Origin of the sequence: Planomicrobium okeanokoites (assembly GCF_003428875.1) — a bacterium.
Classification (GTDB): Bacteria; Bacillota; Bacilli; order Bacillales_A; family Planococcaceae; genus Planococcus; species Planococcus okeanokoites.
This window is the reverse complement of record NZ_QQRS01000001.1, coordinates 670,506-696,407: the sequence shown is the minus strand read 5'-3', so window position 1 is coordinate 696,407 and position 25,902 is coordinate 670,506. Positions and strand designations below refer to the sequence as shown.

21 protein-coding genes are annotated in these 25,902 nt (G+C 45.7%); all 21 read left to right on the top strand.

What is annotated here, in order from left to right; all coding sequences use genetic code 11:
* The first annotated feature begins 149 nt into the window (after positions 1 to 149).
* The 21 genes from D2910_RS03565 to D2910_RS03465 all read left to right on the top strand — a co-directional run bounded on the left by D2910_RS03565 (position 150) and on the right by D2910_RS03465 (position 25,837).
* Positions 150 to 1,373: a M16 family metallopeptidase gene (locus tag D2910_RS03565; protein WP_117312416.1), complete on the top strand. Its 1,224-nt coding sequence runs from the start codon at positions 150 to 152 to the stop codon at positions 1,371 to 1,373.
* A gap of 112 nt (positions 1,374 to 1,485) precedes the next feature.
* Positions 1,486 to 2,499 (top strand): aspartate-semialdehyde dehydrogenase, encoded by a 1,014-nt coding sequence (locus tag D2910_RS03560; protein WP_240633549.1) that lies wholly within the window; start codon positions 1,486 to 1,488, stop codon positions 2,497 to 2,499.
* Positions 2,500 to 2,617: 118 nt separating this feature from the next.
* A complete protein-coding gene (locus D2910_RS03555) occupies positions 2,618 to 4,285 on the top strand; it encodes a ribonuclease J (protein ID WP_084245334.1) in 1,668 nt (555 codons plus the stop codon).
* Between the two features lie 82 nt (positions 4,286 to 4,367).
* On the top strand, positions 4,368 to 6,716 hold the full coding sequence (locus D2910_RS03550) for an FtsK/SpoIIIE family DNA translocase (RefSeq protein ID WP_117312414.1): 2,349 nt from the start codon (positions 4,368 to 4,370) through the stop codon (positions 6,714 to 6,716).
* 175 nt (positions 6,717 to 6,891) lie between these two features.
* A complete protein-coding gene (locus D2910_RS03545) occupies positions 6,892 to 7,620 on the top strand; it encodes a GntR family transcriptional regulator (RefSeq protein WP_084245338.1) in 729 nt (242 codons plus the stop codon).
* 47 nt (positions 7,621 to 7,667) lie between these two features.
* A complete protein-coding gene (locus D2910_RS03540) occupies positions 7,668 to 8,753 on the top strand; it encodes a BMP family lipoprotein (RefSeq protein WP_084245340.1) in 1,086 nt (361 codons plus the stop codon).
* A gap of 168 nt (positions 8,754 to 8,921) precedes the next feature.
* Complete coding sequence (locus D2910_RS03535; RefSeq protein ID WP_084245342.1) at positions 8,922 to 10,481, top strand: ABC transporter ATP-binding protein; 1,560 nt, start codon at positions 8,922 to 8,924, stop codon at positions 10,479 to 10,481.
* Entirely contained in the window at positions 10,471 to 11,520 is a 1,050-nt protein-coding gene (locus D2910_RS03530) for an ABC transporter permease (protein ID WP_084245344.1), read from the top strand. The genes D2910_RS03535 and D2910_RS03530 overlap by 11 nt, the downstream gene beginning before the upstream one ends.
* A 1-nt stretch (position 11,521) precedes the next feature.
* Positions 11,522 to 12,481, top strand: a complete 960-nt coding sequence (locus D2910_RS03525; RefSeq protein ID WP_117312413.1) for an ABC transporter permease — start codon at positions 11,522 to 11,524, stop codon at positions 12,479 to 12,481.
* Positions 12,482 to 12,813: 332 nt separating this feature from the next.
* On the top strand, positions 12,814 to 14,088 hold the full coding sequence (gene yfmF, locus D2910_RS03520; protein ID WP_084245348.1) for an EF-P 5-aminopentanol modification-associated protein YfmF: 1,275 nt from the start codon (positions 12,814 to 12,816) through the stop codon (positions 14,086 to 14,088).
* Positions 14,081 to 15,385 carry an EF-P 5-aminopentanol modification-associated protein YfmH gene (yfmH, locus tag D2910_RS03515; protein WP_117312412.1) on the top strand — a complete coding sequence of 435 codons (1,305 nt, stop codon included), beginning with the start codon at positions 14,081 to 14,083 and terminating at the stop codon, positions 15,383 to 15,385. Before yfmF ends, yfmH begins: the two co-directional genes overlap by 8 nt.
* Positions 15,382 to 16,101 (top strand): elongation factor P 5-aminopentanone reductase, encoded by a 720-nt coding sequence (gene ymfI, locus D2910_RS03510; protein ID WP_117312411.1) that lies wholly within the window; start codon positions 15,382 to 15,384, stop codon positions 16,099 to 16,101. Before yfmH ends, ymfI begins: the two co-directional genes overlap by 4 nt.
* A 108-nt stretch (positions 16,102 to 16,209) precedes the next feature.
* Complete coding sequence (locus D2910_RS03505) at positions 16,210 to 17,013, top strand: YmfK family protein (protein ID WP_084245354.1); 804 nt, start codon at positions 16,210 to 16,212, stop codon at positions 17,011 to 17,013.
* Between the two features lie 14 nt (positions 17,014 to 17,027).
* Positions 17,028 to 17,909 carry a helix-turn-helix domain-containing protein gene (locus tag D2910_RS03500; protein ID WP_240633541.1) on the top strand — a complete coding sequence of 294 codons (882 nt, stop codon included), beginning with the start codon at positions 17,028 to 17,030 and terminating at the stop codon, positions 17,907 to 17,909.
* Positions 17,910 to 17,959: 50 nt separating this feature from the next.
* Complete coding sequence (gene pgsA / locus D2910_RS03495; RefSeq protein WP_117312410.1) at positions 17,960 to 18,538, top strand: CDP-diacylglycerol--glycerol-3-phosphate 3-phosphatidyltransferase; 579 nt, start codon at positions 17,960 to 17,962, stop codon at positions 18,536 to 18,538.
* A 36-nt stretch (positions 18,539 to 18,574) separates the two neighbouring features.
* Entirely contained in the window at positions 18,575 to 19,810 is a 1,236-nt protein-coding gene (locus D2910_RS03490; RefSeq protein ID WP_117312409.1) for a competence/damage-inducible protein A, read from the top strand.
* 192 nt (positions 19,811 to 20,002) lie between these two features.
* Positions 20,003 to 21,064, top strand: coding sequence for a recombinase RecA (gene recA / locus D2910_RS03485; RefSeq protein WP_084245360.1), 1,062 nt, complete (start codon positions 20,003 to 20,005; stop codon positions 21,062 to 21,064).
* Between the two features lie 270 nt (positions 21,065 to 21,334).
* The gene (rny, locus tag D2910_RS03480) at positions 21,335 to 22,891 is read left to right on the top strand and encodes a ribonuclease Y (protein ID WP_084245362.1); all 1,557 of its coding nucleotides are present in this window, start codon (positions 21,335 to 21,337) and stop codon (positions 22,889 to 22,891) included.
* Between the two features lie 65 nt (positions 22,892 to 22,956).
* Complete coding sequence (locus D2910_RS03475; RefSeq protein ID WP_084246793.1) at positions 22,957 to 23,754, top strand: TIGR00282 family metallophosphoesterase; 798 nt, start codon at positions 22,957 to 22,959, stop codon at positions 23,752 to 23,754.
* 100 nt (positions 23,755 to 23,854) lie between these two features.
* Positions 23,855 to 25,402 (top strand): tRNA (N6-isopentenyl adenosine(37)-C2)-methylthiotransferase MiaB, encoded by a 1,548-nt coding sequence (gene miaB / locus D2910_RS03470; protein ID WP_117312408.1) that lies wholly within the window; start codon positions 23,855 to 23,857, stop codon positions 25,400 to 25,402.
* Positions 25,403 to 25,837, top strand: coding sequence for a YlbF/YmcA family competence regulator (locus tag D2910_RS03465; RefSeq protein ID WP_117312407.1), 435 nt, complete (start codon positions 25,403 to 25,405; stop codon positions 25,835 to 25,837).
* The last annotated feature ends 65 nt before the right edge of the window (positions 25,838 to 25,902 follow it).

The following is a 25,902-nucleotide window of genomic DNA, read 5'->3' as shown; positions in this document are numbered from 1 at the left end:
ATTGCCGACGAAAGTTGGCAATTTTTTTCTTATTTCTTAAAAGAAAATAGATTTATTTAGTTTTTAAAGAACTATGGAGGAGCGGAGTTTTGTCTAGACTTCACCGCTTAACGGGCGCTTACGCTTTTCTTATTGGAGGGATTTAAAGAGTGGCAGATACTTATACTTGTGAAAACGGTTTACGGATCGTTTCAGAACAGATTCCGCATTTCAGATCTGTAGCAGTCGGAATATTCGTCAAGGTCGGATCGCGTGATGAAAGCCCCGAAGAGAATGGCATGACCCATTTTATCGAGCATATGCTGTTCAAGGGCACACCCACCCGGAGCGCAAAGGATATTGCCAGGGAATTCGACCGTATCGGTGGAGACATCAATGCCTATACTTCAAAAGAGTATACCTGTTATTACGCCAAAGTTATCGATGAACATGCGGATCGCGCAGTCGAAATATTGGCGGACATGTATTTCAATTCCAGCATGGACCCTGTTGAAATCGAACGGGAAAGGCAAGTGGTGCTTGAGGAAATAAGCATGACCGAAGATATGGCGGATGATGATGTACATGAGCAGTTATGGCGGGTAATGTATCCTGGACATTCCATCGGTGCACCGATCCTGGGGACAGAAGAGACTCTGCAGACTTTTGACGCTGAACTGATCCGAGTTTTCATGGACAGATTTTACATCCCATCGAATACTGTCGTGTCAGTGGCGGGGAATATAAAGCCTGAATTAATCGGGAAAATCCAAGAACTTTTTGGCAGCTTCCGTAAAGTCCGGCAGCAAAAAAACTATACAGAACCTGTGTTCATTCCAGGAAAGTCAATTAAATACAAAGATATTGAACAAGGGCATCTTTGCTTAGGCTTTCTGGGGATGTCAATTAACGATCCACATCTTTACGATTTAGCAGTGATGAACAATATTCTGGGAGGCACGATGTCATCCAGGCTGTTTCAGGAAATCAGGGAGGAGCGGGGGCTCGCTTACTCGATTTATTCCTATCACTCAGCTTATTCGGACCACGGCACTCTTGCGATTTACGGCGGTACATCAAATGAGCAGCTGCCGGAACTCCAGGAAAAAATCATGGAATCGATTCGTCATATGCAGTCGGACGGCCTGACACAGCTGGAAGTGGATGATTCCAAAGAGCAGTTCAAAGGCAATCTGCTGCTTGGGATGGAAAGTACCAGCTCACGCATGAGCCGCAACGGCAAGCATGAACTGCTCATGGGCAGGCATATATCCTTTGAGGATGTCCTGAAGAAAATTGAAGGCGTATCGATGGAGAAAGTTCAGTACACATTGGAACTGCTCCAACAGGGACCGGCATTATCAATCATACGTTCAAAAGAAGCATCCTCTTAAAATTGAGGATGCTTTTTCAATGTTTTAATGCGGCAGAGAGCTGAATTATGATACAATAATCCAAATTATCATTGAAGGAGAGAGTCGAGTGAAAACCTATAACGTAGCAATCATGGGGGCAACAGGAGCCGTTGGTCAGCAAATGAAGGATCAATTGGAAAAGCGCGGGTTCCCTGTAAACGAAATCCGTTTCCTGTCATCCAGCCGTTCTGCGGGCAGTAAAATAGATTTTAAAGGCAATACCTATACAGTGGAAGAAGCGGTGCCGGAATCATTTGAAGGGATAGACATCGCCCTCTTCAGCGCAGGCGGCAGCGTATCCGAGAAGTTTGCTCCGGAGGCTGTGAAGCGCGGAGCGATTGTCATCGATAATACGAGTGCGTTCCGGATGGATCCCGAAGTTCCGCTGGTCGTGCCTGAGGTCAACAAAAGCGACTTGTCACTTCATAAAGGGATCATTTCAAATCCGAACTGCTCGACCATCCAGATGGTCTGCGCGCTGCAGCCGTTAAAAGAGCAATTCGGCTTGGCGAAGATTGTCGTTTCTACATATCAGGCAGTATCAGGTGCTGGAATAGATGCAATCAATGAATTGAAACATCAGGCTGACGCAGGGTTCGATCAGGCAGTGAATGCTGACGCTAAAATGCTTCCGGTTAAATCAGCCAAGAAACATTATCCGATTGCATATAATGCAATACCTCAGATTGATGTTTTTGCTGACAATGGCTATACGCTTGAGGAAATGAAAATGATCAATGAAACGAAAAAAATCATGCATGACAACAACCTTTCAGTAGCAGCGACCTGTGTGCGGCTGCCGGTGGTTACAGGCCATTCGGAATCTGTCTATGTAGAGTTAGAGGCAGCTCCGACGCTCCAGGAAGTGAAGGAGGCCATTGCGGCTGCTCCGGGAGTGGAATTGAAGGACGATCCATCACAGCAATTGTATCCGATGCCGCTTATGGCTGCGGGACTTGATGAAGTTTTTGTCGGCCGCATCCGTCCGGATCTGGATAATCCGCATGGCTTCCATTTATGGGTGGTCTCAGACAATTTAGTGAAGGGCGCAGCATTGAACTCAGTTCAAATTGCAGAAGCGCTGATCGAAGAAAAAATAATCTGACCTCAAAAAATGAACCGGCCGCCACGCCGGTTTATTTTTTCTTTGGACTGTTAAGTTCAATTCCCGTATAATGAATTTTATGGATGTGTACGGGCGAATTTTTTTAGGAGGAAATAAATTGAGTAAAATTAAAAATGAAATCATCAGAGTAATACCTTTAGGCGGCGTCGGAGAAATCGGCAAAGCAATGTACGTTATTGAAATCGACGAAGATATTTTTGTGGTCGACAGCGGATTGATGTTCCCGGAAGATGAAATGCTCGGAGTGGATATCGTCATTCCGGATGTAACGTATCTGGAAGAGAACAAGGACCGTGTCAAAGGGATTTTCCTTACACACGGCCATGAAGACGCAATTGGCTCCATCGCCTATTTGCTGAAGAAAGTGCAGGCTCCTGTCTATGGTTCGAAATTGACAATCGGCCTTGCAAAAGAACATGTTAAAGAACAGGGTTCTTTGAAACAAGTGAAATTTTTCGAAGTGACAAACAAGAGCCGTATGAATTTTGACACAACGCATGTGACGTTCTTCCATACGACACACAGCATACCTGATGCGCTTGGCATCGTTTTCCATACTTCCGAAGGTGCCATTGTCCATACAGGCGAATTTAAGTTTGACCAGTCGGCTAAAGGCAGTTACCGTCCGGATATCGCTAAAATGGCTAAATTGGGCGAGGATGGCGTACTTATGCTATTGTCCGATTCCACTGAAGCGGAACGTCCTGGCTACACGACTTCCGAAATAGTTGTTGCCGACCACCTTCAATCAGAATTCCGTAAAGCGGAAGGAAGAATATTGGTGTCGCTTTATTCATCAAACTTCATCCGTATCCAGCAGGTTTTCGATATTGCCCGGGCAACCGGCAAAAAAGTTGCAGTAGTAGGGAAAAGTCTTGAAAGCAGCTATGAAGTTGGTGTTCGCCTCGGATATTTGGACGCCGGTGAAGATACAGTGATCTCCCTGAAAGAACTGGATGACCATCGAGACGAAGAAATTGTCATCATCGTTACAGGCAACCAGGGGGAACCATTGGAAGCTTTGGATAAAATGGTGCGCAAACAGCATAAAGACGTCCGCATCAAAGAGACGGATACGGTGCTGATCACTTTCACCCCATCACCGGGAATGGAAGTTCCAATGTATCAAACGATGAACAAACTGGCTAAAGCCGGCGCGCATGTGCTGACATCCAGTAAAAAAGTCCACGTATCCGGCCACGGCAGCCAGGAAGACTTGAAGATGATGCTGAACATGATGAAGCCGAAGTATTTCATCCCGATCCAGGGAGAATACAAAATGCTGATTGCCCATTCCAAATTGGCTCAGCAGGTCGGTTTGCACAAATCCGAAATCTTTATCGCCGATAAAGGGGATATCGTGGAATATAAAGCAGGCAAAGTCCGCATGAGCGGAAGAGTGACGGCAGGAAATGTATTAATCGACGGCATCGGAATCGGTGATGTCGGGAATATCGTCCTGCGCGACCGTAAATTGCTTTCACAGGATGGCATTTTCATTGTCGTTGTAACCTTGAACCGCAAACAGAAGAAAATTGCTTCCGGTCCGGAAATGATATCCCGCGGATTCGTTTATGTACGCGAATCAGAAGAGCTGATGGATGAATCGGCGAAATTGGTGACAAAAGTTGTTGAAAAATACGTAGCGCGTGATACATTCGAATGGAATAACATCAAACAGGAAATTCGGGACACATTGAATTCCTATCTGTTCCAGCAAACGAAACGCCGTCCAATGATCATCCCGATTATTATGGAATATTAAGATAGAGAAAAAGGAAAAGGATTTCCATACCGAACTATCGGGGGAAATCCTTTTTCGATTACATAGGAAATGGGGGAACGAAATGCCTCGCAGTGAGTTGAAAAAGAAAAAGAAGAAGACTGTAAAACCGAAAGCCAAGAAAAAGAATAATCAACAGATGCCAGCCGTCTATTTTGAAATTTTCGGCATCGTGATGCTGGGCATAGCTGCCTTGATGGCATTCCAGTTAGGGAGAGTGGGACGGTTATTCTATAATACCGCCGAGTATCTGACAGGCTATCTGGCCTTTCTGATACCTCTGGTGCTGGTGGCCTTAGCGGTTTTCATCATGGTAAGGCGGACATGGCCGAAGCCGCAATTCCGCAAGACGATGGGGACCCTCTTTTTGATGACCGGCGTCTTCCTCATTTGCCATCTGATTTGGGCAGCAGGTTCAATTTTGCCGATCACTTCCGCAAATGTGATGGGGGAAACCGTTAATTCGATTCAGGTCAGCGGCACCATCTGGACGGAATATACGGCTGTTGGCGGAGGAATTGTCGGTGCTATGCTGTATGCGATGATGCATGTGCTGTTTGAAACGGCAGGCACCTGGATAATTGCGTTAATTCTGCTGTCCATCGGAATGATTATACTGACAGGAAAAGTGGCAGCACCATTCATCGCTGAAAAAGTTCCGAGTTTCCGCCCTGTTTTACAGTCAATCGGGCAGCGGTTCAGCCGTCCCGCGAATAAAAGCAAGAAAGCTAAACCAAATAATAGAGCAGAAGAAGCGAATGGCACCCAAGAGGAGATCCAGTCCTACGATGAAGATGCCAACACAAATTCTTATGGTTACACAGATGATTCGGTTTATATCGAAACACCTCAGGAACCGATCATTTCCGCATTTACCGAAAATGTGAAACCGAAACAGGCGGAACCTATAAAACAAGTGGAGCCGAAAACCGAGGAATCAGATTCATCCGGGGAAGTGCAATTGCTGACGACGGCGGAAGAGATGGAAAACGAGGAGTACCAGCTTCCGCCAATCGACCTTCTTACGCTGCCGCCGCACAGTGATCAAAGCGGGGAATATTCCGGCATCCAGAAAAATGCAAAAAAACTGGAGAAAACATTCCAGAGTTTTGGTGTGCGGGCGAAAGTGACGCAAGTGCATTTGGGACCTGCTGTCACAAAATATGAAGTCTTGCCTGACACCGGCGTGAAAGTCAGTAAAATTGTCAGCCTGCACGATGATTTGGCACTTGCCCTCGCTGCAAGGGATATTCGGATTGAAGCTCCGATTCCAGGCAAATCCGCCATTGGCATCGAAGTTCCGAACTCCACAGTGGCAGTCGTCAGCCTGCGTGAAGTACTGGAATCAGAAGAAAACAATAAACCGGATTCTAAACTGCTCTTCGGTCTGGGACGTGACGTCACAGGACAAGCGGTCATGACAGAACTGAATAAGATGCCCCATCTGCTTGTAGCAGGTTCGACCGGGAGCGGGAAATCAGTTTGTATCAACGGCATTATCACAAGTATTATCATGCGTGCAAAACCTCACGAAGTGAAAATGATGATGATCGACCCAAAAATGGTTGAGCTGAATGTCTATAATGGCATTCCGCATCTATTGGCGCCGGTCGTAACCGATCCGCGCAAAGCAGCGCAGGCATTGAAGAAAATCGTTTCTGAAATGGAGCGCCGTTATGAATTGTTCTCCCATACCGGAACAAGAAATATCGAAGGCTATAACGAATATGTAAGAGTGTTTAATGAAGAAAATGAAGACAAACACCCGAAATTGCCATTCATCGTCGTAATCGTCGATGAGCTCGCCGATCTGATGATGGTCGCTTCGAACGAAGTGGAAGATGCCATCACCCGATTGGCACAAATGGCGCGGGCAGCCGGTATCCACTTGATCATCGCGACTCAGCGACCAAGCGTCAACGTAATAACGGGCGTTATCAAAGCCAATATTCCATCACGCATTGCATTCGCGGTATCATCCGCCATCGATTCGCGGACGATTTTGGATATGGGTGGAGCAGAGAAATTGCTTGGCCGCGGAGACATGCTGTTTCTGGGGGCCGGTCAATCCAAACCGGTCCGGGTGCAAGGAGCGTTTCTTTCAGACAGTGAAGTGGAGAAAATCGTCGACTTTGCCATTGAGCAGCAGAAAGCACAGTACCAAGAGGATATGATTCCGTCCGATGTGGAAGAAACCAGCATTGATGAAGAAACGGATGAAATTTATGATGAAGCGGTGCAATTGGTGACCGAGATGCAGACTGCTTCCGTATCGATGCTGCAGCGCCGCTTCCGTGTGGGTTATTCCCGCGCTGCCCGGATCATCGATCAAATGGAGCAGCGTGGAGTGGTTGGCCCTTATGAAGGCAGCAAGCCTCGCACTGTTTTAGTTCAAAAGCAGGAAGAATATTAAACAAGAACAAAAATTTCGTGACATATTACGCACATCATACAAGGCTTCAGACTGAAAAATTCGCGAAATTCGACAAAACACTATTTATTTCGGTGGAAATAAGTGTTATAGTAATTTTGATTAGTAGGAATGTTTTACATCAGATGTCTGATCTCTGTCATTGGTGGTGAATCGTATGACAATTAAATCGGATCATCGGGCATTGTATCTCCAAGTGATCGATCGGATGAAGCAGGATATTGCTGCCGGAATATACAAAGAGAAAGAAAAGTTGCCTTCCGAATTCGAATTGGCGAAAACACTTGGGGTCAGCCGCGCCACCTTACGGGAAGCGCTCAGGCTGCTGGAAGAGGATAATATTATAGTAAGAAGACATGGCGTCGGTACATTTGTTAATCCGAAACCCTTATTTACATCAGGGATCGAACAATTGACAAGTGTCTCGGAGACAATCAGGCAGGCCGGTATGGAACCTGGTTCGATTTATCTGAGTACTTCCGAAAGCCTTGCTTCTGAGGACGATATAAAACGCTTACATTGCAATCCTGAAGATTCAGTAATTACAATTGAAAGGGTACGGACAGCGAATGGTGAACCTGTCGTTTATTGCATCGACAAAGTTCTTTCCAGCTTTTTGCCGGAAGATTTCCTGGGTCGTGCCGAAAGCTCCATTTTCTCCGCAATAGAGGAAAGTGGAGAAACACATATTAGTTATGCAGTGACGTATATCGATCCGGTCGGCTACCATGAAGATGCGTCTCCGATTTTGGAAACCGATCCTGAAACTGCATTGTTGGTATTAAAACAGCTCCATTATGATACAGACGATCAAGTGGTGCTTTATTCGAAGAACTATTTCAGAGCTGATAAATTCAGTTTCCATGTAGTTCGAAAACGTGTGTAAAACAAACTATTCCTGCTAATATCAAAAAAACCTTGGGGGTTATTACATTGACAAAACGTAAATTTGGTCTAGGTCTTTCACTTATGCTGGCTGCAGGTACAATGCTTGCTGCTTGCGGAAGCGACGAAGACACTTCTTCAACTGACACTGGAAACGGCGGAGAAGGCGGAGAAGGCACTGAAGAAACAAGTGACTTTTCGGTAGCAATGGTTACTGACGTCGGCGGTGTCGATGACAAATCATTCAACCAGTCAGCTTGGGAAGGTCTTCAGAAATTCGGTGAAGAGAACGGACTTGAAAAAGGTGACGGCGGATTTGACTACCTCCAGTCACAAAGTGATGCAGACTACAACACAAACTTGAACAACTTGATCCGCCGTGACTTCGATGTCGTTTTCGGTATCGGATTCCTGATGGAAGGCGCAGTAGCTGAAATCGCTGCACAACAGCCAGATGCTCAAATCGCTATCATTGATGCTGTAGTTGAAGCTGATAACGTTGCTAGCGTATTGTTCAAAGAACAAGAAGGTGCTTTCCTTGCAGGTGTTGCGGCTGCTCTTATGACTGAAACAGGCAAAGTCGGATTTGTAGGCGGCATGGATATTCCTGTAATCGAGCGTTTCGAAGCTGGATTCCTTGCAGGTGTTGAAGCTGCTAATGCTGACGTAGAAGTTGATGTTCAATACACAGGTGCTTTTGATAAAGCGGAATTAGGTAAAACTACTGCAAACCGTATGTACCAAGGCGGAGCTGATATCATCTTCCACGCTGCCGGCGGAACTGGAAATGGTGTATTCACTGAAGCTAAAGAACGTAAAGAAGCAGATGCAGACGCAAACGTTTGGGTAATCGGAGTTGACTCTGACCAATATGACGAAGGACAAGTCGGCGATGCAAACATCACTTTGACTTCAGTTCTTAAACGTGTTGACAACGCAGTTTTCAACATCTCTGAACAAGCAATGAACGGAGAATTCCCAGGCGGCGAAACTGTTGTTTACGGTCTTGCTGACGACGGTATCGATCTTGCAGATTCACGTGGAGCTATTCCTGAAGACATCATGACGCAAATCGAAGAATTCAAGCAACAGATTATTGATGGTGATATTACAGTTCCAGAAACTGTGGAATAATCTTCAATTTTCACGGTCATTCTCATAAAGACCGGTTCAACCGGTCTTTATGATTTTTTTTCGCCTAAATTTACAGAAAAATTAATAGATGAAAGGTTTTTTATATGGAAACCTTTCCTGTATTAATTAATAAAAGAGAATTTAACAGTTTTCGAGGGAGTGAAAACAGTGGAATATGTTGTTGAAATGCTGAACATCCGAAAAGAGTTCGGAAACTTTGTCGCTAATGACAACATCACCCTGCAATTGCAAAAAGGTGAAATCCATGCCTTGCTGGGAGAAAATGGTGCTGGGAAATCGACATTGATGAACGTCCTTTTTGGTCTTTATCAGCCAGAAGGCGGAGAAATCCGAGTCCGTGGGAAAAAAGTGGACATCACAAACCCAAACGTAGCCAATGACCTGGGGATTGGAATGGTACACCAGCACTTTATGCTGGTCGAGAATTTTTCCGTTACAGAGAATATCATCCTTGGATCGGAACCGACCAAGATGGGTGTTACAAACAAAAAAGATGCAGCGGATAAAGTACAGGCATTATCAGAGCAATACGGATTGAATGTCGATCCTTACGCAATCATCGAAGATATTTCAGTTGGGATGCAGCAGCGTGTGGAAATATTGAAAACGCTTTACCGCGGGGCAGAAATCCTGATTTTCGATGAGCCGACCGCTTCTTTGACTCCGCAGGAAATCATTGAATTGGTGCAGATCATGAAACGTCTGATCGCAGAAGGAAAATCGATCATTCTCATCACCCATAAACTGAAAGAGATCATGGATGTATCCGATCGCGTCACTGTTATCAGAAAAGGGCAAGGGATTGGTACAGTCGTTACAGCAGATACAAATCCGAACGAACTTGCTTCCCTGATGGTTGGCCGCCAGGTCGAATTCAAAACAGAAAAAGGTCCTGCCTTCCCTAAAGATGAAGTGTTGGATATCCGTGATTTGGTTGTTCTTGATTACCGTGGAGTCGCGAAAGTGAAGAACTTGAATCTGAATGTGCGAAAAGGTGAAATTGTAGGTATTGCAGGAATTGACGGTAACGGACAGTCAGAACTTATCGAAGCCATTACAGGTCTAAGAAAAGTGAAAAGCGGTACAATTTTCATCAATGAAAAAGATGTTACCGGATTGAAACCGCGTAAAGTGACTGAAGCAGGTGTCGGGCACATTCCGCAGGATCGCCATAAGCATGGTCTGGTTCTGGATTTCCCGATCGGCCATAACATTGCACTTCAAACTTACTATAAATCACCGATCTCCAAAAATGGCATCATCGACTACAACAAAATAAACGAAAAAGCAAAACAGATAATTGCTGACTTTGACGTCCGTACACAAGGGCCGCATGAACTGGCCCGTTCACTTTCAGGCGGAAACCAGCAAAAGGCGATCATCGGACGTGAAGTTGACCGCGATCCGGATCTTTTGATTGCCGCCTTGCCTACACGCGGACTTGATGTTGGGGCTATTGAATTCATACACAGCCGTCTCATTGAACAGCGCGATAACGGCAAAGCTGTCTTATTGATTTCATTTGAACTTGATGAAGTTATGAACGTCTCGGATCGGATCGCCGTCATCCATGATGGTGAGATCGTTGATATTGTGACTCCGGAAACAACAACGGAGCAGGAGCTCGGGCTGTTGATGGCCGGCCATAAAATCGATGACAATAAAAAAGGCGAATTGAAGGAAGGTGAGGATCAGCATGTCGAATAGAGTCACCAATATCCTGGTCCCCCTTGTTTCCGTTATTCTGGGCTTGCTGGTCGGAGCTATAATCATGCTGGTCAGCGGATATAACCCGTTGATAGGCTATACAGCTTTATGGAATGGAATCTTTGGGGATTTATATACAATAGGAGAAACTCTCCGTCAAATTACACCATACTTACTTGCGGGTCTTGCTGTAGCATTTGCATTCCGCTCTGGACTTTTCAATATCGGGGTTGAAGGGCAATTGATCGTCGGTTGGTTCGCAGCGGCTTATGTAGGCGTAGCTGTAGAACTGCCGAAAATAATCCACTTGCCATTGGCAATCTTGGCAGCTGCAGTTGCCGGTGCGCTATGGGGGTTTGTACCGGGCCTATTAAAAGCGAAGTTCCGTGTACACGAAGTAATCGTGACAATCATGATGAACTATATCGCATTGCATGTAACGAACGCTTTAATCAAAACAGTATCTGACGGCGGAGACCGGACTGAACGAATTTTCACAAGCGCATCTCTCCGTTCAGAGTTCTTTCAGAACCTGACAGAATTTTCACGTCTGCATTACGGCATCCTGCTGGCGCTGATCATGGTCGGTGTGATGTGGCTGATTCTTGAAAAGACTACACTCGGCTATGAATTAAAAGCGGTCGGTTTCAACCAGAACGCTTCTGAATATGCAGGTATGAACGTCAATAAAAACATCATTCTGGCAATGGTCATTTCTGGTGCTTTCGCCGGATTGGCAGGATCGATGGAAGCGCTTGGTACATTTGAATATGTATCTTCAAAAGGCGGTTTCACGGGAATCGGTTTTGATGGGATTGCCGTTGCCTTATTGGGAATGAACACACCGCTTGGTGTTATTTTCGGGGCTACATTATTCGGTTCACTGAAGTATGGTGCATTGAATATGCCGAACGAAGCGGGAATCCCATTGGAAATCGTTGAAATTGTAATTGCTGTAATTATATTCTTCGTAGCTTCCGGCTACATCATCCGCCTACTGTTGCTGCGGGCAGCAAATAAGAAGAAGGAGGCGAAGTAATATGACTTTCCTGGAAGCTTTGTATTTCATCGTTCCTTCGGCGATATTCTATGCTGCACCGCTAATTCTTGTCGCGATCGGCGGAGTATTCTCCGCGAGATCCGGTGTCGTCAATATCGGACTTGAAGGTTTGATGGTCATCGGTGCCTTTACCGGCATCCTGTTCAATTTGTTCTTTGCGGATACGTTCGGCAGTGCAACTCCATGGCTGGCACTTGTAGCGGCAATGGTAGCAGCCTTATTGCTGTCATTGCTCCACGCAGTAGCTTCAATCTCGTTCCGCGCGGATCAGGTTGTGTCGGGTGTTGCCATCAACTTGCTGGCTATCGCATTATCTCTGTACCTTGTTAAAAAAATCTTCGGTAAAGGGCAGACGGATTTCATCACCGAGCGCTTTGCGCGTTATAATGTGCCGGTATTATCCGACATTCCATTCATCGGAGATCTGTTCTTCAAATCGATCTATAACACATCATTCTTTGCGATAGCTGTTGCGATCGTTGCTTGGTTCATCATTTATAAAACACCTTTCGGCCTCCGTTTGAGAGCTGTCGGTGAACATCCGATGGCGGCTGACACGATGGGGATCAATGTAACAAAAATGCGTTATATCGCAGTAATGATTTCCGGTGCTCTTGCAGGAATCGGCGGTGCCATCTACGCACAAACCATTTCCAATGATTTCGGACATGCCACAATCAATGGACAAGGATTCATGGCGCTTGCCGCGATGATCTTCGGGAAATGGCATCCACTAGGTGCGATGGGAGCCGCTTTGTTCTTCGGACTCGCTCAATCATTAAGTATCGCTGGTTCATCCATTCCTTACATTCAGGAAATACCAAATGTATTCCTTCTGATATTGCCATATGTGCTGACAATACTTGCACTAGCCGGCTTTATCGGCAAGGCGAACGCGCCGAAAGCGAACGGTAAACCTTATATCAAAGGTGAGCGTTAATCATACAGACCAAAGAGCCGTCAATGCGACGGCTCTTTTTTTGAGTTGTACATTATTTGCTGGCTGCTCCTGTATCGCTGCGCTGCTTCGTCGCAAAGAGATGGGCTCACAAACATTGGGCCATCTCTTCACCGTCGCTTTTCTTTATTGTCCAGACTCCAACGGCCAACTCCTCGGTCTTAAGCTGCTCTTCCTATGCGGCAGAAAGCGCCGCTTCGGAAGTTCATCTTAAGCCTGACGGAGCTGAACGGCCGTCTCCGCTTTTCTTTATTTGCATTTAAAGGAAAAGGTTCGGTATAGTAAAAGAATGAACGATGAGAGGGGATTCATTAATGTTTGAAACTATCAGGCTTGCGAAAGGCGTGAACGTTCACGTCAATGAAACAACACAATTCAAAACCATTAATATTTCAATAAAGTTTAAAGATAAATTATCAAAAGAAAAAGCGTCGGCCCGGTCGATTCTTGCGAATGTCCTGCAGCACAGCAATGAAGCCTATCCATCCCATACGGCTTTGCGTATGGTGCTGGACGACCTTTATGGCACATCTTTATACATGGATTCTTCCAAGCGCGGCAATGAACATATCGTCAGTTTGAATGTCGAAACAGTCAACGATCAGTATTTGTCAGAAGAAGGCGTTCTGGAAAAAGTTTTGAATCTGATGTATCTTGTGCTGTTCAAGCCGAATACCGAACACGGCCTTTTCAAGGAGTCGATTTTCCTGCGCGAAAAAAATGCGGTCAAGGAAAGAATTGAATCGATTTTTGATGATAAGACGCGTTACGCCCAACAGCGGATGATGGATCTGGCTTTGCCGGAACATCCTGCTTCGATTCCGGCTAACGGTTCAATCGAAGAAGTTGAAAAGATCTCAAATGAGAAGCTGATGGAGGAATACCGTACGATGATCGAAGCCAATGAAGTGGAGATCTATGCGGTTGGAGACGTGAAGCCGGAATTGATAGCTGATTATGTCCGTGATTATTTCCATTTTGCCGATCGTGAAAAACCGGTGGCGGCACCTTCCATGGAGCTGGAAAAGCCTGCGCAGCAGCGCGTTGCCGAATTCGAGGATATGAAGCAAGGTAAACTGCATATGGCTTTCTTCAGCCCTGTCACTTTCCGCGATGAGAAATTTCCGGTAATGCAATTGCTGAACGGCGTTTTTGGCGGATATGCCCACTCAAAACTTTTCGTCAATATCCGTGAGAAAGAAAGTATGGCTTATTATGTATCCAGTTCCTATTCTTCCCAGTTCGGCTTGATGTTTGTGCTGGCGGGGATTGACGGTAAACTTGAGGAAAAAGCGGTTAAGCTGATTCTTGAGCAGCTGGAAGAAGTTAAAAAAGGAAATATTACAGATGTCGAGTTCGGCCAGACCAAGGCGCTTCTAACCAATCAATTGACCGAAGCACTCGATTCTGCGCGCGGTCAAATCGATATTTATGACCAGTATATGGAACTGACAGAAGACTTTGAACCTGATTACCTGATCAGCCGATGGAATAAAATCACAAAAGAAGATATAGCAGACGCAGCTAAGCAACTGAGCCTGGAAATGACTTATTTCCTGTCAGGAAAGGAAAGTGAAATTGATGCATAAAGTGGAATTCGAACAATTGGACGAAACCTTATACCACGAAAAACTGGGAAATGGCCTGGAAGTTTTCATCCTGCCCAAGAAAGGTTTTTCCAAGACATTTGCCACGTTCACTACTAAATACGGATCAATTGACAATCATTTTGTACCGCGAGGAGAAAAAGAAGCGATTAAAGTGCCGGATGGCATCGCCCACTTCCTGGAGCATAAGATGTTCGAAAAAGAGGAAGGGGACATATTCCAGCAGTTCAGCAAGCAAGGTGCTTCTGCAAATGCCTATACGTCATTTACCCGGACAGCTTACCTGTTTTCAGCAACCGGCCAAATAAATGAAAACATCGAAACCCTGCTGGATTTTGTCCAGGAACCTTATTTCACAGAACAAACAGTGGAAAAAGAGAAAGGCATCATCGCGCAGGAAATTACGATGTATGATGATCAGCCCGACTGGCGCCTGTATTTCGGCATCATCGAGAACATGTACAAAAACCATCCGGTTAAAATTGATATCGCGGGAACTGTGGATTCGATACAGGATATAACGGCTGAACATTTATATACTTGCTACAATACTTTCTATCATCCTTCCAATATGGTTCTTTTCGTGGTGGGGGCTGTCGACCCTGAACAGATGATGAAACTGGTGAAAGAAAACCAGGACCGTAAAACGTTTGAAGATGCACAGGAAATCGAACGGATTTTCCCTGAGGAGCCTTTGGAAGTGGCGATCAAAGAACGTGTTTTGAATATGAGTGTTCAAAAGCCGAAAGTCTTTGTCGGCATTAAGCCGGAAAAAATGGATTTGCAGGGTGAAGAAATGCTGAAGCATGAACTTGCAGCGGAGCTGGCATTCGAATTGCTGTTTGGCCGCACTTCCGATTTCTATCACCATGCATATGAAAAGAACTGGATCGATGAATCCTATTCGTTCGATTATTCATTGGAGAACGGTTTCGGCTACGCCATTATCGGATCTGATACGGCAGAACCGGAAACGCTGGCCGCTGAAATAAAACATACAATCGCGAATGCTGTAGAGAAATGGCCATTTGGGCAGGCTGATCTTGACCGTATGCGCCGTAAGAAAATCGGATTTTTCCTGCGTGCATTGAATTCTCCCGAATATATCGCCAATCAGTTTACGCGCTATACATTCAATGGCATGAATCTTTTTGATGTTGTGCCGACACTCGAAGAGATTGAAGTAGCTGACCTGCAGGCAGCGTTTTCGCTTGTCAGTGCGGAAAGCCAGCAATCCGTGTTCACTATCCAGTCTCCTGATAAGAAGGAAGCACAGTGAAGAAATTCGCCCTTGTAATGGGGGCTTCCGGTGAATTGGGTGAAAGCATTTCACGGACGCTTGCGGCATCCGGCTGGTCGCTTTATCTTCACTGGAATACAAACCCGGTGGACGATTTGGCGTCCCAATTAAGGGATGCCTTCCCGCAATCGGAATTTTCAGCAGTCCAGGCGGATCTTTCATTGCCGGACGGAGCGGAAAAGCTCACCGGACAGATTTTTGATGTATCCTGTATTGTTGTGGCAAGCGGCCAGTCACTGGTTGAAATGCTGGCGGATACGCATGATGAAGACATGGAAAAATTATGGCTGGTCCACGTAAAGAATCCGCTTTCGGCCATTCGGCAGCTGTCTTCGAAGCTGCAGCGCCATTCCAATACTTATATAGTTTTCATTTCTTCCATCTGGGGTGAAATAGGAGCATCCATGGAAACGGCCTATTCTGCAGTTAAAGGCGCACAATTGGCTTTTGTTAAAGCCTATGCCAAAGAAATGGCCTATTCCGGCACCCGGGTCAACGCTGTTGCACCCGGGTTTATCATGACCAAGATGAATAATGATTTTTCACAAGAAGAAATTGAATCCCTGCGTGAAGAAATTCCGCTGGGGCTCGGCAAACCTCAGGACGTAGCCGATATGGTGGACTTTCTGGTCAGCGGAAAAGCTGATTACATGACCGGGCAGACATTGCGCATAAACGGCGGCTGGGATATGTAGCGCCATAATGCCTATTCTTTTGATGAACCCTTTTCTTGCAGCATTAAATCAGCTATTATAGAGGATAGGGAATTAATAAGAAATTGACAGCGAAAGGTCGGACGCTTAATGAGAGAATGGTATTTTGAATACGAAATCCAAGTGAACCGGCCGGGTTTGCTGGGAGATATAGCTTCACTGCTTGGGATGCTGCGCGTCAACATCGTCACAATCAACGGTGTCGACCAGGGACGCCGTGGTATGCTTCTGCGCGCGGAGCATGATGTTCAGCTTGAACGTTTCGAACAAATCGTCTCCACGATCGAAACGATCGCTGTGACCAAATTCCGTGAACCCAAATTACGCGATATCCTGGCGGTTCGTCATGGCCGATACATACAACGGGATGCGGATGACAGGAATACATTCCGGTTTGTCAGGGATGAACTGGGCTTGCTGGTCGATTTCATGGCTGAGATTTTCAAACAGGAAGGCCATAAACTCGTCGGACTGCGCGGAATGCCACGGGTCGGGAAAACGGAATCCATCGTAGCTGCCAGCGTCAGTGCCAATAAGAAGTGGATTTTCCTTTCATCGACCATGATCAAGCAGACTGTCAGAAATCAGCTGATGGGTGATGAATTCAATGAAAATAATATTTTCATACTGGATGGCATCGTCACCAGACGTGCACATGATGAGCGGCATATGCAGCTTGTCCGGGAAATGATGCGGATGCCTACTATTAAAGTGGTTGAGCATCCGGACATGTTTATACAGCAATCCGAATACAGCATCGAGGATTTTGATTATATTATCGAATTGCGCCATCATCCCGATGAGGAAATCACTTATGAAGTGATGGAGAAAAACAATTTTGTGAATGATAAGAGCCAGGCTGACGATATGTTTGGCGGCGGATTTAATTTTTAGGCAGGCAGGTGATCGTGTTGAATGAAATGGGTACTCGCCTGAAAGAAGCGAGAATCGCTAAAGGGTACAGCCTGGAAGATCTTCAGGATGTAACCAAAATACAGAAACGCTATCTGGCGGGAATAGAAGAAGGCAATTACAGCATGATGCCCGGTCAATTCTATGTTCGCGCTTTTATAAAACAATATGCTGATGCTGTCGGGCTGAACGCTGATGAACTGCTTGAACAGCATAAATCCGAAATGCCAGAAACGACGAAAGAGCAAGTCAGCAAACCGATGGCTGCACCAGCCCGGTCACGCAGGCAGTCGATGTCGAAATCATCTTCCGGCAGAATAAATGAAAAGATGCCGATGATCATTGTCGCTTTATTCATTGTATTGATCATTTTTGTGATGTGGTTCTTCTATAATATGCTGGCAGAAAATGATCCAACTGATGAAGCAACGGAAAACGACGATGGCCTGCAATACGAAGCCCCTTCTGAAAACTCCCCTCCACCAACAGAGGAAGAAGAACCTGCAGAAGATGAAGCTGCAGAAGAACAGCCGGAAGAAGAAGAGCCTGCTGAACCGGAGACCGAAATTTCAGTTACTGGAACAGAAGGCCAAACTACTACTTACCAGTGGACAGGTCCGGCTGAGCGGGAGCTTGTTATTGATGTTTCTGGTCCTTCATGGGTTGGCGCCACTGATGAAAACGGCGAAAACCTTATGACAGCTACTACTATGCAAGCTGGACAAAGTGAAACATTGGATGTGTCGGAAGCCTCACAGATACGGCTGCGCCTTGGTGCTGCGCCTAATGTGGAACTCTCGCTGAACGGTGAGCCGATTGAGTATCAGCAGGATCTGACAACCCAGAACATTGTCATCGATTTTACAGACGCTGAATAGCCATCTATACAGATGGCTATTTTTATTGAAAGTAAGGAAGGGGAAGCATTATGAACATACCAAATAAAATAACAGTTTCACGCATTCTTTTAATACCGGTTTTTATGATATTCATGCTTATTGATTTTGGTTGGGGAGAAATGACGCTGTTAGGTGCCACTTTGCCTGTCAGCCATTTTATCGGAGGTTTGATTTTCATTTTTGCATCATTGACGGATTGGGTTGACGGCTACTATGCCCGGAAATACAATCTGGTAACGACATTCGGCAAATTCCTTGATCCGTTAGCTGACAAATTGCTTGTGTCAGCGGCTTTGATTATCCTGGTTGAACTTGGTTTTGCGCCTTCGTGGATCGTCATCATCATCATCAGCCGTGAATTTGCTGTGACAGGGCTGCGCCTTGTGTTGGCCGGTGAAGGCGAAGTGGTTGCAGCTGGCGGGCTTGGCAAAATCAAGACCACGGCACAAATTCTGGCAATTTCCGCTTTGCTTCTATATGATATGATTTTCACTTTGATCGGCCTTCCATTTGGAATGATCATGCTTTACATCGCACTTATTTTCACAGTATGGTCCGGTTGGGATTATTTCTATGCAAACCGGAAAGGTTTATTGGCATCCAAATAAAATTTCTTAAGAAATCAATGGAAGGTGCGTGCCCGTATGAATGCAGAAATCATAGCAGTCGGTTCAGAATTGCTGCTTGGACAAATTACAAATACGAATGCCCGTTTTGTATCGGGACACCTGGCTGAGATCGGGATTAATGTTTATTACCATACAGTTGTCGGTGATAATCCGGACCGTCTTGAACAAGCGATCCAGATTGCCGAAAGCCGGGCGGATCTCATCATTTTCTCCGGAGGACTGGGTCCTACTAAGGACGACCTGACTAAAGAGACGATTGCACGGCATCTCGGCACCACCCTTGAAATGGATGAATTGGCGATGGACTCGATAGAAGCCTATTTCGAGCGCGCAAATCGTCCGATGACTGAAAATAACCGGAAACAGGCTTTGATCCTAAAAGGCAGTGAAGTTCTGGTCAACGAAAATGGAATGGCCCCAGGCATGCTTTATAAACATGAAGGCAGGGTGTATATCCTGTTGCCGGGCCCGCCGCACGAAATAGAGCCGATGTTCCAATTCGAGGCGAAACCGAAGTTGATCCGGATGCTTAACAAGGAAAATGTGATCATTTCCCATGTGCTCCGTTTCTATGGGATAGGGGAAGCGGAACTTGAAGACCGGTTGGATCATATTCTTGTAAAACAGACCAACCCGACGATCGCACCTCTGGCATCCGCCAGCGAGGTGACTCTTCGCATTACAGCGAAAACAGATACGTCGGAAGAAGCCTGGAAATTGATTGATGAGACAAAAAAAGAGATTCTCGATGTTGTCGGTGAATATCTGTATGGCTACGACGACGATTCCTTGACCTCCCGGGCCGTAGATTTGCTGAAAGAGCAGAACAAGACGATTTCAGCTGCGGAAAGCCTGACCGCTGGGCTGTTCCAGTCAGAACTGGCCTCTGTTCCTGGTGCCAGCGCTGTCCTTTCAGGCGGTGTAATTGCTTATAATGAAGAAATTAAGATTAGCCAGCTCGAAATCGATGCCGAACTGTTAAAAGCGCATGGAGTTGTCAGCGAAGAAACAGCTGTCGCAATGGCGGAAAATGTACGCAGAAAATTCGGCACTGACTTCGGCATCGGCCTGACGGGAGTAGCGGGACCTGATGCACACGGCGGTCAGCCGGCTGGCACTGTATGGATCGGCATTTCCTCGGAATCAGGCAGTGATGCCTATAGGCTTCAATTATCCGGAATGCGCAACACAAACCGGATCCGTACCGTAAAATTGGCTTTGCATTATTTAATACAAACACTATCACGTTAAAAAAACGCGCAAAATTTATTTTTGCGCGTTTTTCTTTTTCAAAAATCGGATATGCTCAATATAGAGGTCTTAAAAATATAATTTAAAATACGAACACGAATAAACGTTCGCTTTTTTCTTGTATATTTCTCAATAACCTAGTATACTAGAAACAGGTAGAAAAATTGGTTTATATTAAGAGGAGGATTTCTTTTGAGCGATCGTAAAGCAGCGTTAGATGTTGCGTTAAAACAAATTGAAAAACAATTTGGTAAAGGTTCAGTCATGAAATTGGGTGAAAAAAGCGACCGGAATATTTCGTCGGTTTCCAGTGGTTCACTGGCAGTTGACTCTGCACTTGGAATAGGCGGATACCCGCGTGGCCGTGTCATCGAGATTTATGGTCCTGAAAGTTCAGGTAAAACGACTGTTTCACTTCATGCTATTGCGGAAGTACAGGCTACTGGAGGAACAGCGGCATTCATCGATGCTGAGCATGCGCTTGACCCTGTCTATGCGCAGAACCTTGGCGTGAACATCGATGAGTTGTTATTATCCCAGCCCGATACTGGTGAACAGGCTTTGGAAATTGCTGAAGCATTAGTACGAAGCGGAGCGGTTGATATTGTGGTCATCGACTCTGTTGCGGCACTTGTACCGAAAGCGGAGATCGAAGGCGAAATGGGCGATTCCCACATGGGTCTCCAAGCCCGTCTGATGTCTCAAGCTCTCCGTAAATTATCCGGTATCATCAATAAATCGAATTCGATTGTCATCTTCATCAACCAGGTTCGTGAAAAAATCGGTGTCATGTTCGGTAACCCTGAAACAACAACTGGTGGACGCGCATTGAAATTCTATTCTTCCATCCGTATGGAAGTGCGCCGTGCTGAAGCTTTGAAATCAGGCAACGACATCATCGGTAACAGAACGAAGATCAAAATTGTGAAAAACAAAGTTGCCCCGCCTTTCCGCACAGCTGAAGTTGATATCATGTACGGAAAAGGGATTTCACGTGAAGGTGAAATCGTTGATATTGGTGCAGAGCTTGAAATCATCCAAAAGAGCGGTTCTTGGTATTCGTATAAAGAAGAGCGCATCGGACAAGGCCGTGAAAACGCGAAGCAATTCCTGCGTGACCACGCTGATATCCGAAATGAGATTGCAGGAAAAATCCGTGAGCAATACGGAATGGCCGCTGCATCCTATACGATTGCTGCTTCAAAAGAAGAGCCGGAAGAGTTCAACCTTTTGATCGACGAGGACGACGAATAAGTCTTTATAGAAGAGCCGTTGGACCAAAGCGTATGCTTTGTCCAACGGCTCTTATTTTATTGCCGGGATCCAGCATATGGAAGTGACATATCAAAACAATAGAATATCCACTCGCAAAGCTATTTTAAAGGCTTGTCACCGGGTTGACACTTTAAAGGTCCATCTATACAATTAAAACTGTATAATTTTATAATTTTTACAGCGTTTGAGAAGCACGAAAATTTAATTTATTGTGAACCATTAAAACGAATAGCAAGAGGAGGTGTCCGAATGGAATACGTGATCATCTTCGCTTTGCTTGGTATCCTCGTCGGTGTGTTTGTTGGTTATTTTGTAATGAAAAAATCAAATGAGTCCAAAATGGCAGGTGCGAGAAACTCTGCAGAGCAAGTTATAGAAGATGCGAAGAGAGAAGCAGAAGCACTGAAAAAAGAAGCCCTTTTGGAAGCAAAAGACGAAAATCACAAATTGCGTACTGAAACAGAATCTGAAATTCGGGAACGCCGATCAGAAATTCAAAAACAAGAGAATCGGCTGTTGCAGAGAGAAGAAAATTTAGATCGCAAGGATGATGCATTAAACAAAAGAGAAGCGGGACTTGAACGGAAAGATGAAGCCCTCGCTGAAAAACAACAGCATATTGAACAGATGGAGAGCAGAGCTGAAGAATTGGTTCAACAGCAGCAATCCGAAATGGAACGGATTTCTTCTTTGACACGCGAAGAAGCCAAGTCAATCATCCTCCAGCAAGTTGAGAACGAACTTTCAACAGATATTGCAGTGATGGTGAAAGAAACGGAAGCCCGTGCAAAAGAAGAGTCCGATAAGAAAGCGAAAAATATCTTATCATTGGCTATGCAGCGTTTTGCAGCAGACCATGTGGCAGAGACGACAGTATCTGTTGTCAACTTGCCTAACGATGAGATGAAAGGCCGTATTATTGGCCGTGAAGGCCGTAATATCCGGACGCTTGAAACACTGACAGGAATCGATTTGATCATCGATGACACACCGGAAGCGGTAATTCTGTCAGGATTCGATCCGATCAGACGTGAAACAGCAAGATTGGCACTTGAGAAATTGGTGTCAGATGGCCGTATTCACCCAGCCCGGATCGAAGAAATGGTTGAGAAGTCCAGACGCGAAGTAGATGAGCAAATCCGTGAAATTGGTGAACAAACCACATTTGACGTTGGGGTACATAATCTGCATCCCGATTTGATCAAAATCCTTGGCCGTCTGCGTTATCGCACAAGTTACGGACAGAATGTCCTCAAGCACTCAGTGGAAGTCGCATTCCTTTCCGGCTTGATGGCAGCGGAACTTGGCGAAGATGTCACCCTGGCACGCCGCGCAGGTTTGCTTCATGACATCGGTAAAGCGATCGATCATGAAGTTGAAGGCAGCCATGTTGAAATCGGGGTTGAACTTGGAACCAAATACAAAGAGCATCCGGTCGTCATCAACAGTATTGCTTCCCACCACGGAGACACCGAAGCGACATCGATCATTTCGGTGATCGTTGCAGCGGCGGACGCCCTATCAGCGGCACGTCCGGGAGCGAGAAGTGAGACATTGGAAAACTATATCCGCCGTCTGGAAAAACTTGAAGAGATTTCTGAATCCTACGAAGGCGTTGAGAAATCATTCGCCATTCAGGCAGGACGCGAAATCCGCATCATGGTCAGACCGGAACAGATTGATGATATGACTGCACACCGTTTGGCTCGCGACATCCGGAAACGGATCGAAGAAGAGCTTGATTATCCGGGACATATCAAAGTGACCGTAATCAGGGAAACAAGAGCAGTTGAATACGCAAAATAATAGGATAAAGGCTTCGATGAATGTCTATTCAAAGAAGCCTTTTTCTTATGGGAAAAGGTGAGAGTATGAAAGTTTTATTTATTGGAGATATTGTCGGATCGATCGGACGTGATGCATTGGAGTCTTATTTACCGCGCCTGAAGAAAAAATACATGCCGGATGCGGTAATCGCGAATGGTGAAAATGCTGCAGCGGGAAGGGGCATCACGAAAGCCATTTACCAGGATCTCCTTTTCATGGGCGTCGATATGGTGACAATGGGCAATCACACGTGGGACCAAAAAGAGATTTTTGATTTTATTGATGAAGTGGATTATTTAATCCGTCCGGCGAATTTTTCACCGGAAGCACCTGGCCGCGGAATGGCGACGTTGACGAAAAATGGCAAGACTTTGTCTGTCATCAATTTGCATGGCAGGGTATTCTTGCCGCCGCACGATGATCCATTCCAAAAAGCGGATGAGCTGCTGGCGGAAGCCAAAGCCGTTTCGCCACTGGTCTTCGTTGATTTTCACGCAGAAGCAACCAGTGAAAAAATCGCGATGGGCTGGCATCTCGACGGCCGTGCTTCAGTGGTAGTTGGCACACATACTCACGTCCAGACTGCCGATTCACGCATCTTGCCGGGCGGCACAGCCTATATCTCGGATGTCGGCATGACCGGCCCCTATGATGAAGTGCTGGGGATGAGCAAGGATTCAGTGCTCTACCGGTTCAAGACCAATATGCCGACCCGTTTCGAAGTGCCAAAACGCGGCCGTTCCGTAGTCAGTGGCTTTTTCACTGAAATTGATGACGAGACAGGCAAGGCGTTATCCTGCGAACGAATCTACATTAATGATGATTACCCGTTCCGCGGATAAACGGTCAGTTGGTGACGATTCTCCGACAATTTCTGCAATCGGCTTGAAGGAACGTCTTTGATTTCAGTATAATAACGGTATGATTGAAAGGGGTTTTTTCATGAATGAAGACCAGCGTTTACTTTCAAGCCAAGTAACGGCTGCCCGATCGGTTGGAAAACACGAAAAGGATTACAGCCAATACTTTCAAAATGTCTATACCGCGCCTTCCCTGAAAGACGCAAAAAAACGCGGAAAAGAGCAGGTATCCTACGTGGATAATTTTGCGATCGATTCCCGTTTTGAAAACATGGGCCGAGGGCGGAAGTTCTATATCCGCACTTATGGCTGCCAGATGAACGAACATGATACAGAAGTGATCGCCGGTATACTGCTGGAACTCTGCTATGAGATCACCGATTCTGTGAAGGATGCGAATGTCATTCTGCTGAATACTTGTGCCATCAGGGAAAATGCTGAGAACAAAGTTTTTGGTGAACTGGGTCATTTCAAACCGTTAAAACTGGAAAACCCTGATTTATTGATCGGCGTTTGCGGTTGCATGTCGCAGGAGGAATCCGTCGTCAATAAAATCTTGAAGACCTACGATCAGGTCGATATGATTTTTGGGACGCATAATATCCATCGTCTACCGGAAATTTTGGATAACGCCTATAAATCGAAAGAGGTTGTCGTGGATGTCTGGTCCAAAGAAGGGGACGTCATCGAGAACTTGCCGAAAGTGCGCAAGGGCAATATCAAGGCGTGGGTCAATATCATGTACGGGTGTGACAAATTCTGTACCTATTGCATCGTTCCTTATACGCGAGGCAAAGAACGCTCCAGAAGACCGGAGGATATTATCCAGGAAGTGCGGCAATTGGCTGCGCAAGGATACAAGGAAGTTACTTTGCTGGGACAGAATGTCAATGCCTATGGCAAAGATTTTGAGGATCTCGAATTCCGGCTGGGTGATTTGATGGAGGAATTGCGCAAAATCGATATTCCTCGCATCCGTTTTACAACAAGCCATCCAAGAGATTTTGATGAACACTTGATAGAAGTGCTGGCGCGAGGCGGAAATCTTGTCGACCATATCCATTTACCTGTACAATCAGGTTCGACGGGTATGCTGAAAATAATGGCCCGCAAGTACACGCGGGAACAATATATCGAATTGGTCCATAAAATCAGGGCTGCCATTCCGACAGTGTCATTGACAACTGATATAATTGTCGGCTTTCCCAATGAAACCGATGAACAGTTTGAAGAAACGATGTCTCTATTCCGGGAAATCGGATACGAGATGGCCTTCACTTATATTTATTCTCCAAGGGAAGGGACTCCGGCTGCGAAAATGGAAGACAACATCCCGATGGAAGTAAAGAAGGAGCGTCTGCAGCGCCTTAATGAACTGGTCAAGGAGCAAGCGCTGGCCGCCATGCAATCTTACCAGGGCCAAGTGGTCGAAGTGCTGGTTGAAGGGGAAAGCAAGAAAAACCCCGATGTCTTATCCGGCTATACAGCAAAAAATAAACTGGTCAATTTTGTCGGGCCGAAGTCGATTGTCGGTCAACTCGTCAAAGTGAAAATAACTGAAACTAAAACATGGTCGTTAAACGGGGAACTGATTGAAGTTGCCGCCGGCCAAGAAGTGGGTGTCCAATAGATGACTTATACAAAAGATGAAATCGTAGCAAAAGCGCGTGAAGTGGCAGACATGATCGCCGAGACTGAAGAAGTGGATTTCTTCAAGCGCGCCGAAGCACAGATCAATGAAAACCAACAGATCCGTGAAAAGATTGCGAGCCTGAAAAGCCTTCAAAAACAAGCGGTCAATTTCCAGCATTACGGCAAGGAACGGGCACTGGAATTGATCGAAGGCAAAATCAAGAAAATTGAAGATGAAATTGACGCAGTGCCGATTGTACAGGAATTCAAACAGTCCCAAAGCGATGTCAATTCATTGCTTCAAATGGTTTCGACTGCAATCGCCAACCAGGTGACGAACAATATCATCACTGATACAGGCGGCGATCTGCTGCGCGGTGAAACAGGTTCAAAAGTGCAAGCGGATGCAAAAGGCGGCAGCAGCTGTTCATAAACAACCAAATTGAAAATTGATAAAGAAAAACTGAAAGAGCTGATGCTCTTTCGGTTTTTTCTTTT

Bases quoted from the DNA above. Each gene is read 5' to 3' on its own strand.
- D2910_RS03560 (WP_240633549.1), top strand. From the start codon at position 1,486: ATGGGGGCAACAGGAGCCGTTGGTCAGCAAATGAAGGATCAATTGGAA.
- D2910_RS03550 (WP_117312414.1), top strand. From the start codon at position 4,368: ATGCCTCGCAGTGAGTTGAAAAAGAAAAAGAAGAAGACTGTAAAACCG.
- D2910_RS03545 (WP_084245338.1), top strand. From the start codon at position 6,892: ATGACAATTAAATCGGATCATCGGGCATTGTATCTCCAAGTGATCGAT.
- D2910_RS03530 (WP_084245344.1), top strand. From the start codon at position 10,471: ATGTCGAATAGAGTCACCAATATCCTGGTCCCCCTTGTTTCCGTTATT.
- D2910_RS03525 (WP_117312413.1), top strand. From the start codon at position 11,522: ATGACTTTCCTGGAAGCTTTGTATTTCATCGTTCCTTCGGCGATATTC.
- yfmF (WP_084245348.1), top strand. From the start codon at position 12,814: ATGTTTGAAACTATCAGGCTTGCGAAAGGCGTGAACGTTCACGTCAAT.
- yfmH (WP_117312412.1), top strand. From the start codon at position 14,081: ATGCATAAAGTGGAATTCGAACAATTGGACGAAACCTTATACCACGAA.
- D2910_RS03505 (WP_084245354.1), top strand. From the start codon at position 16,210: ATGAGAGAATGGTATTTTGAATACGAAATCCAAGTGAACCGGCCGGGT.
- pgsA (WP_117312410.1), top strand. From the start codon at position 17,960: ATGAACATACCAAATAAAATAACAGTTTCACGCATTCTTTTAATACCG.
- D2910_RS03490 (WP_117312409.1), top strand. From the start codon at position 18,575: ATGAATGCAGAAATCATAGCAGTCGGTTCAGAATTGCTGCTTGGACAA.
- rny (WP_084245362.1), top strand. From the start codon at position 21,335: ATGGAATACGTGATCATCTTCGCTTTGCTTGGTATCCTCGTCGGTGTG.
- D2910_RS03475 (WP_084246793.1), top strand. From the start codon at position 22,957: ATGAAAGTTTTATTTATTGGAGATATTGTCGGATCGATCGGACGTGAT.
- miaB (WP_117312408.1), top strand. From the start codon at position 23,855: ATGAATGAAGACCAGCGTTTACTTTCAAGCCAAGTAACGGCTGCCCGA.
- D2910_RS03465 (WP_117312407.1), top strand. From the start codon at position 25,403: ATGACTTATACAAAAGATGAAATCGTAGCAAAAGCGCGTGAAGTGGCA.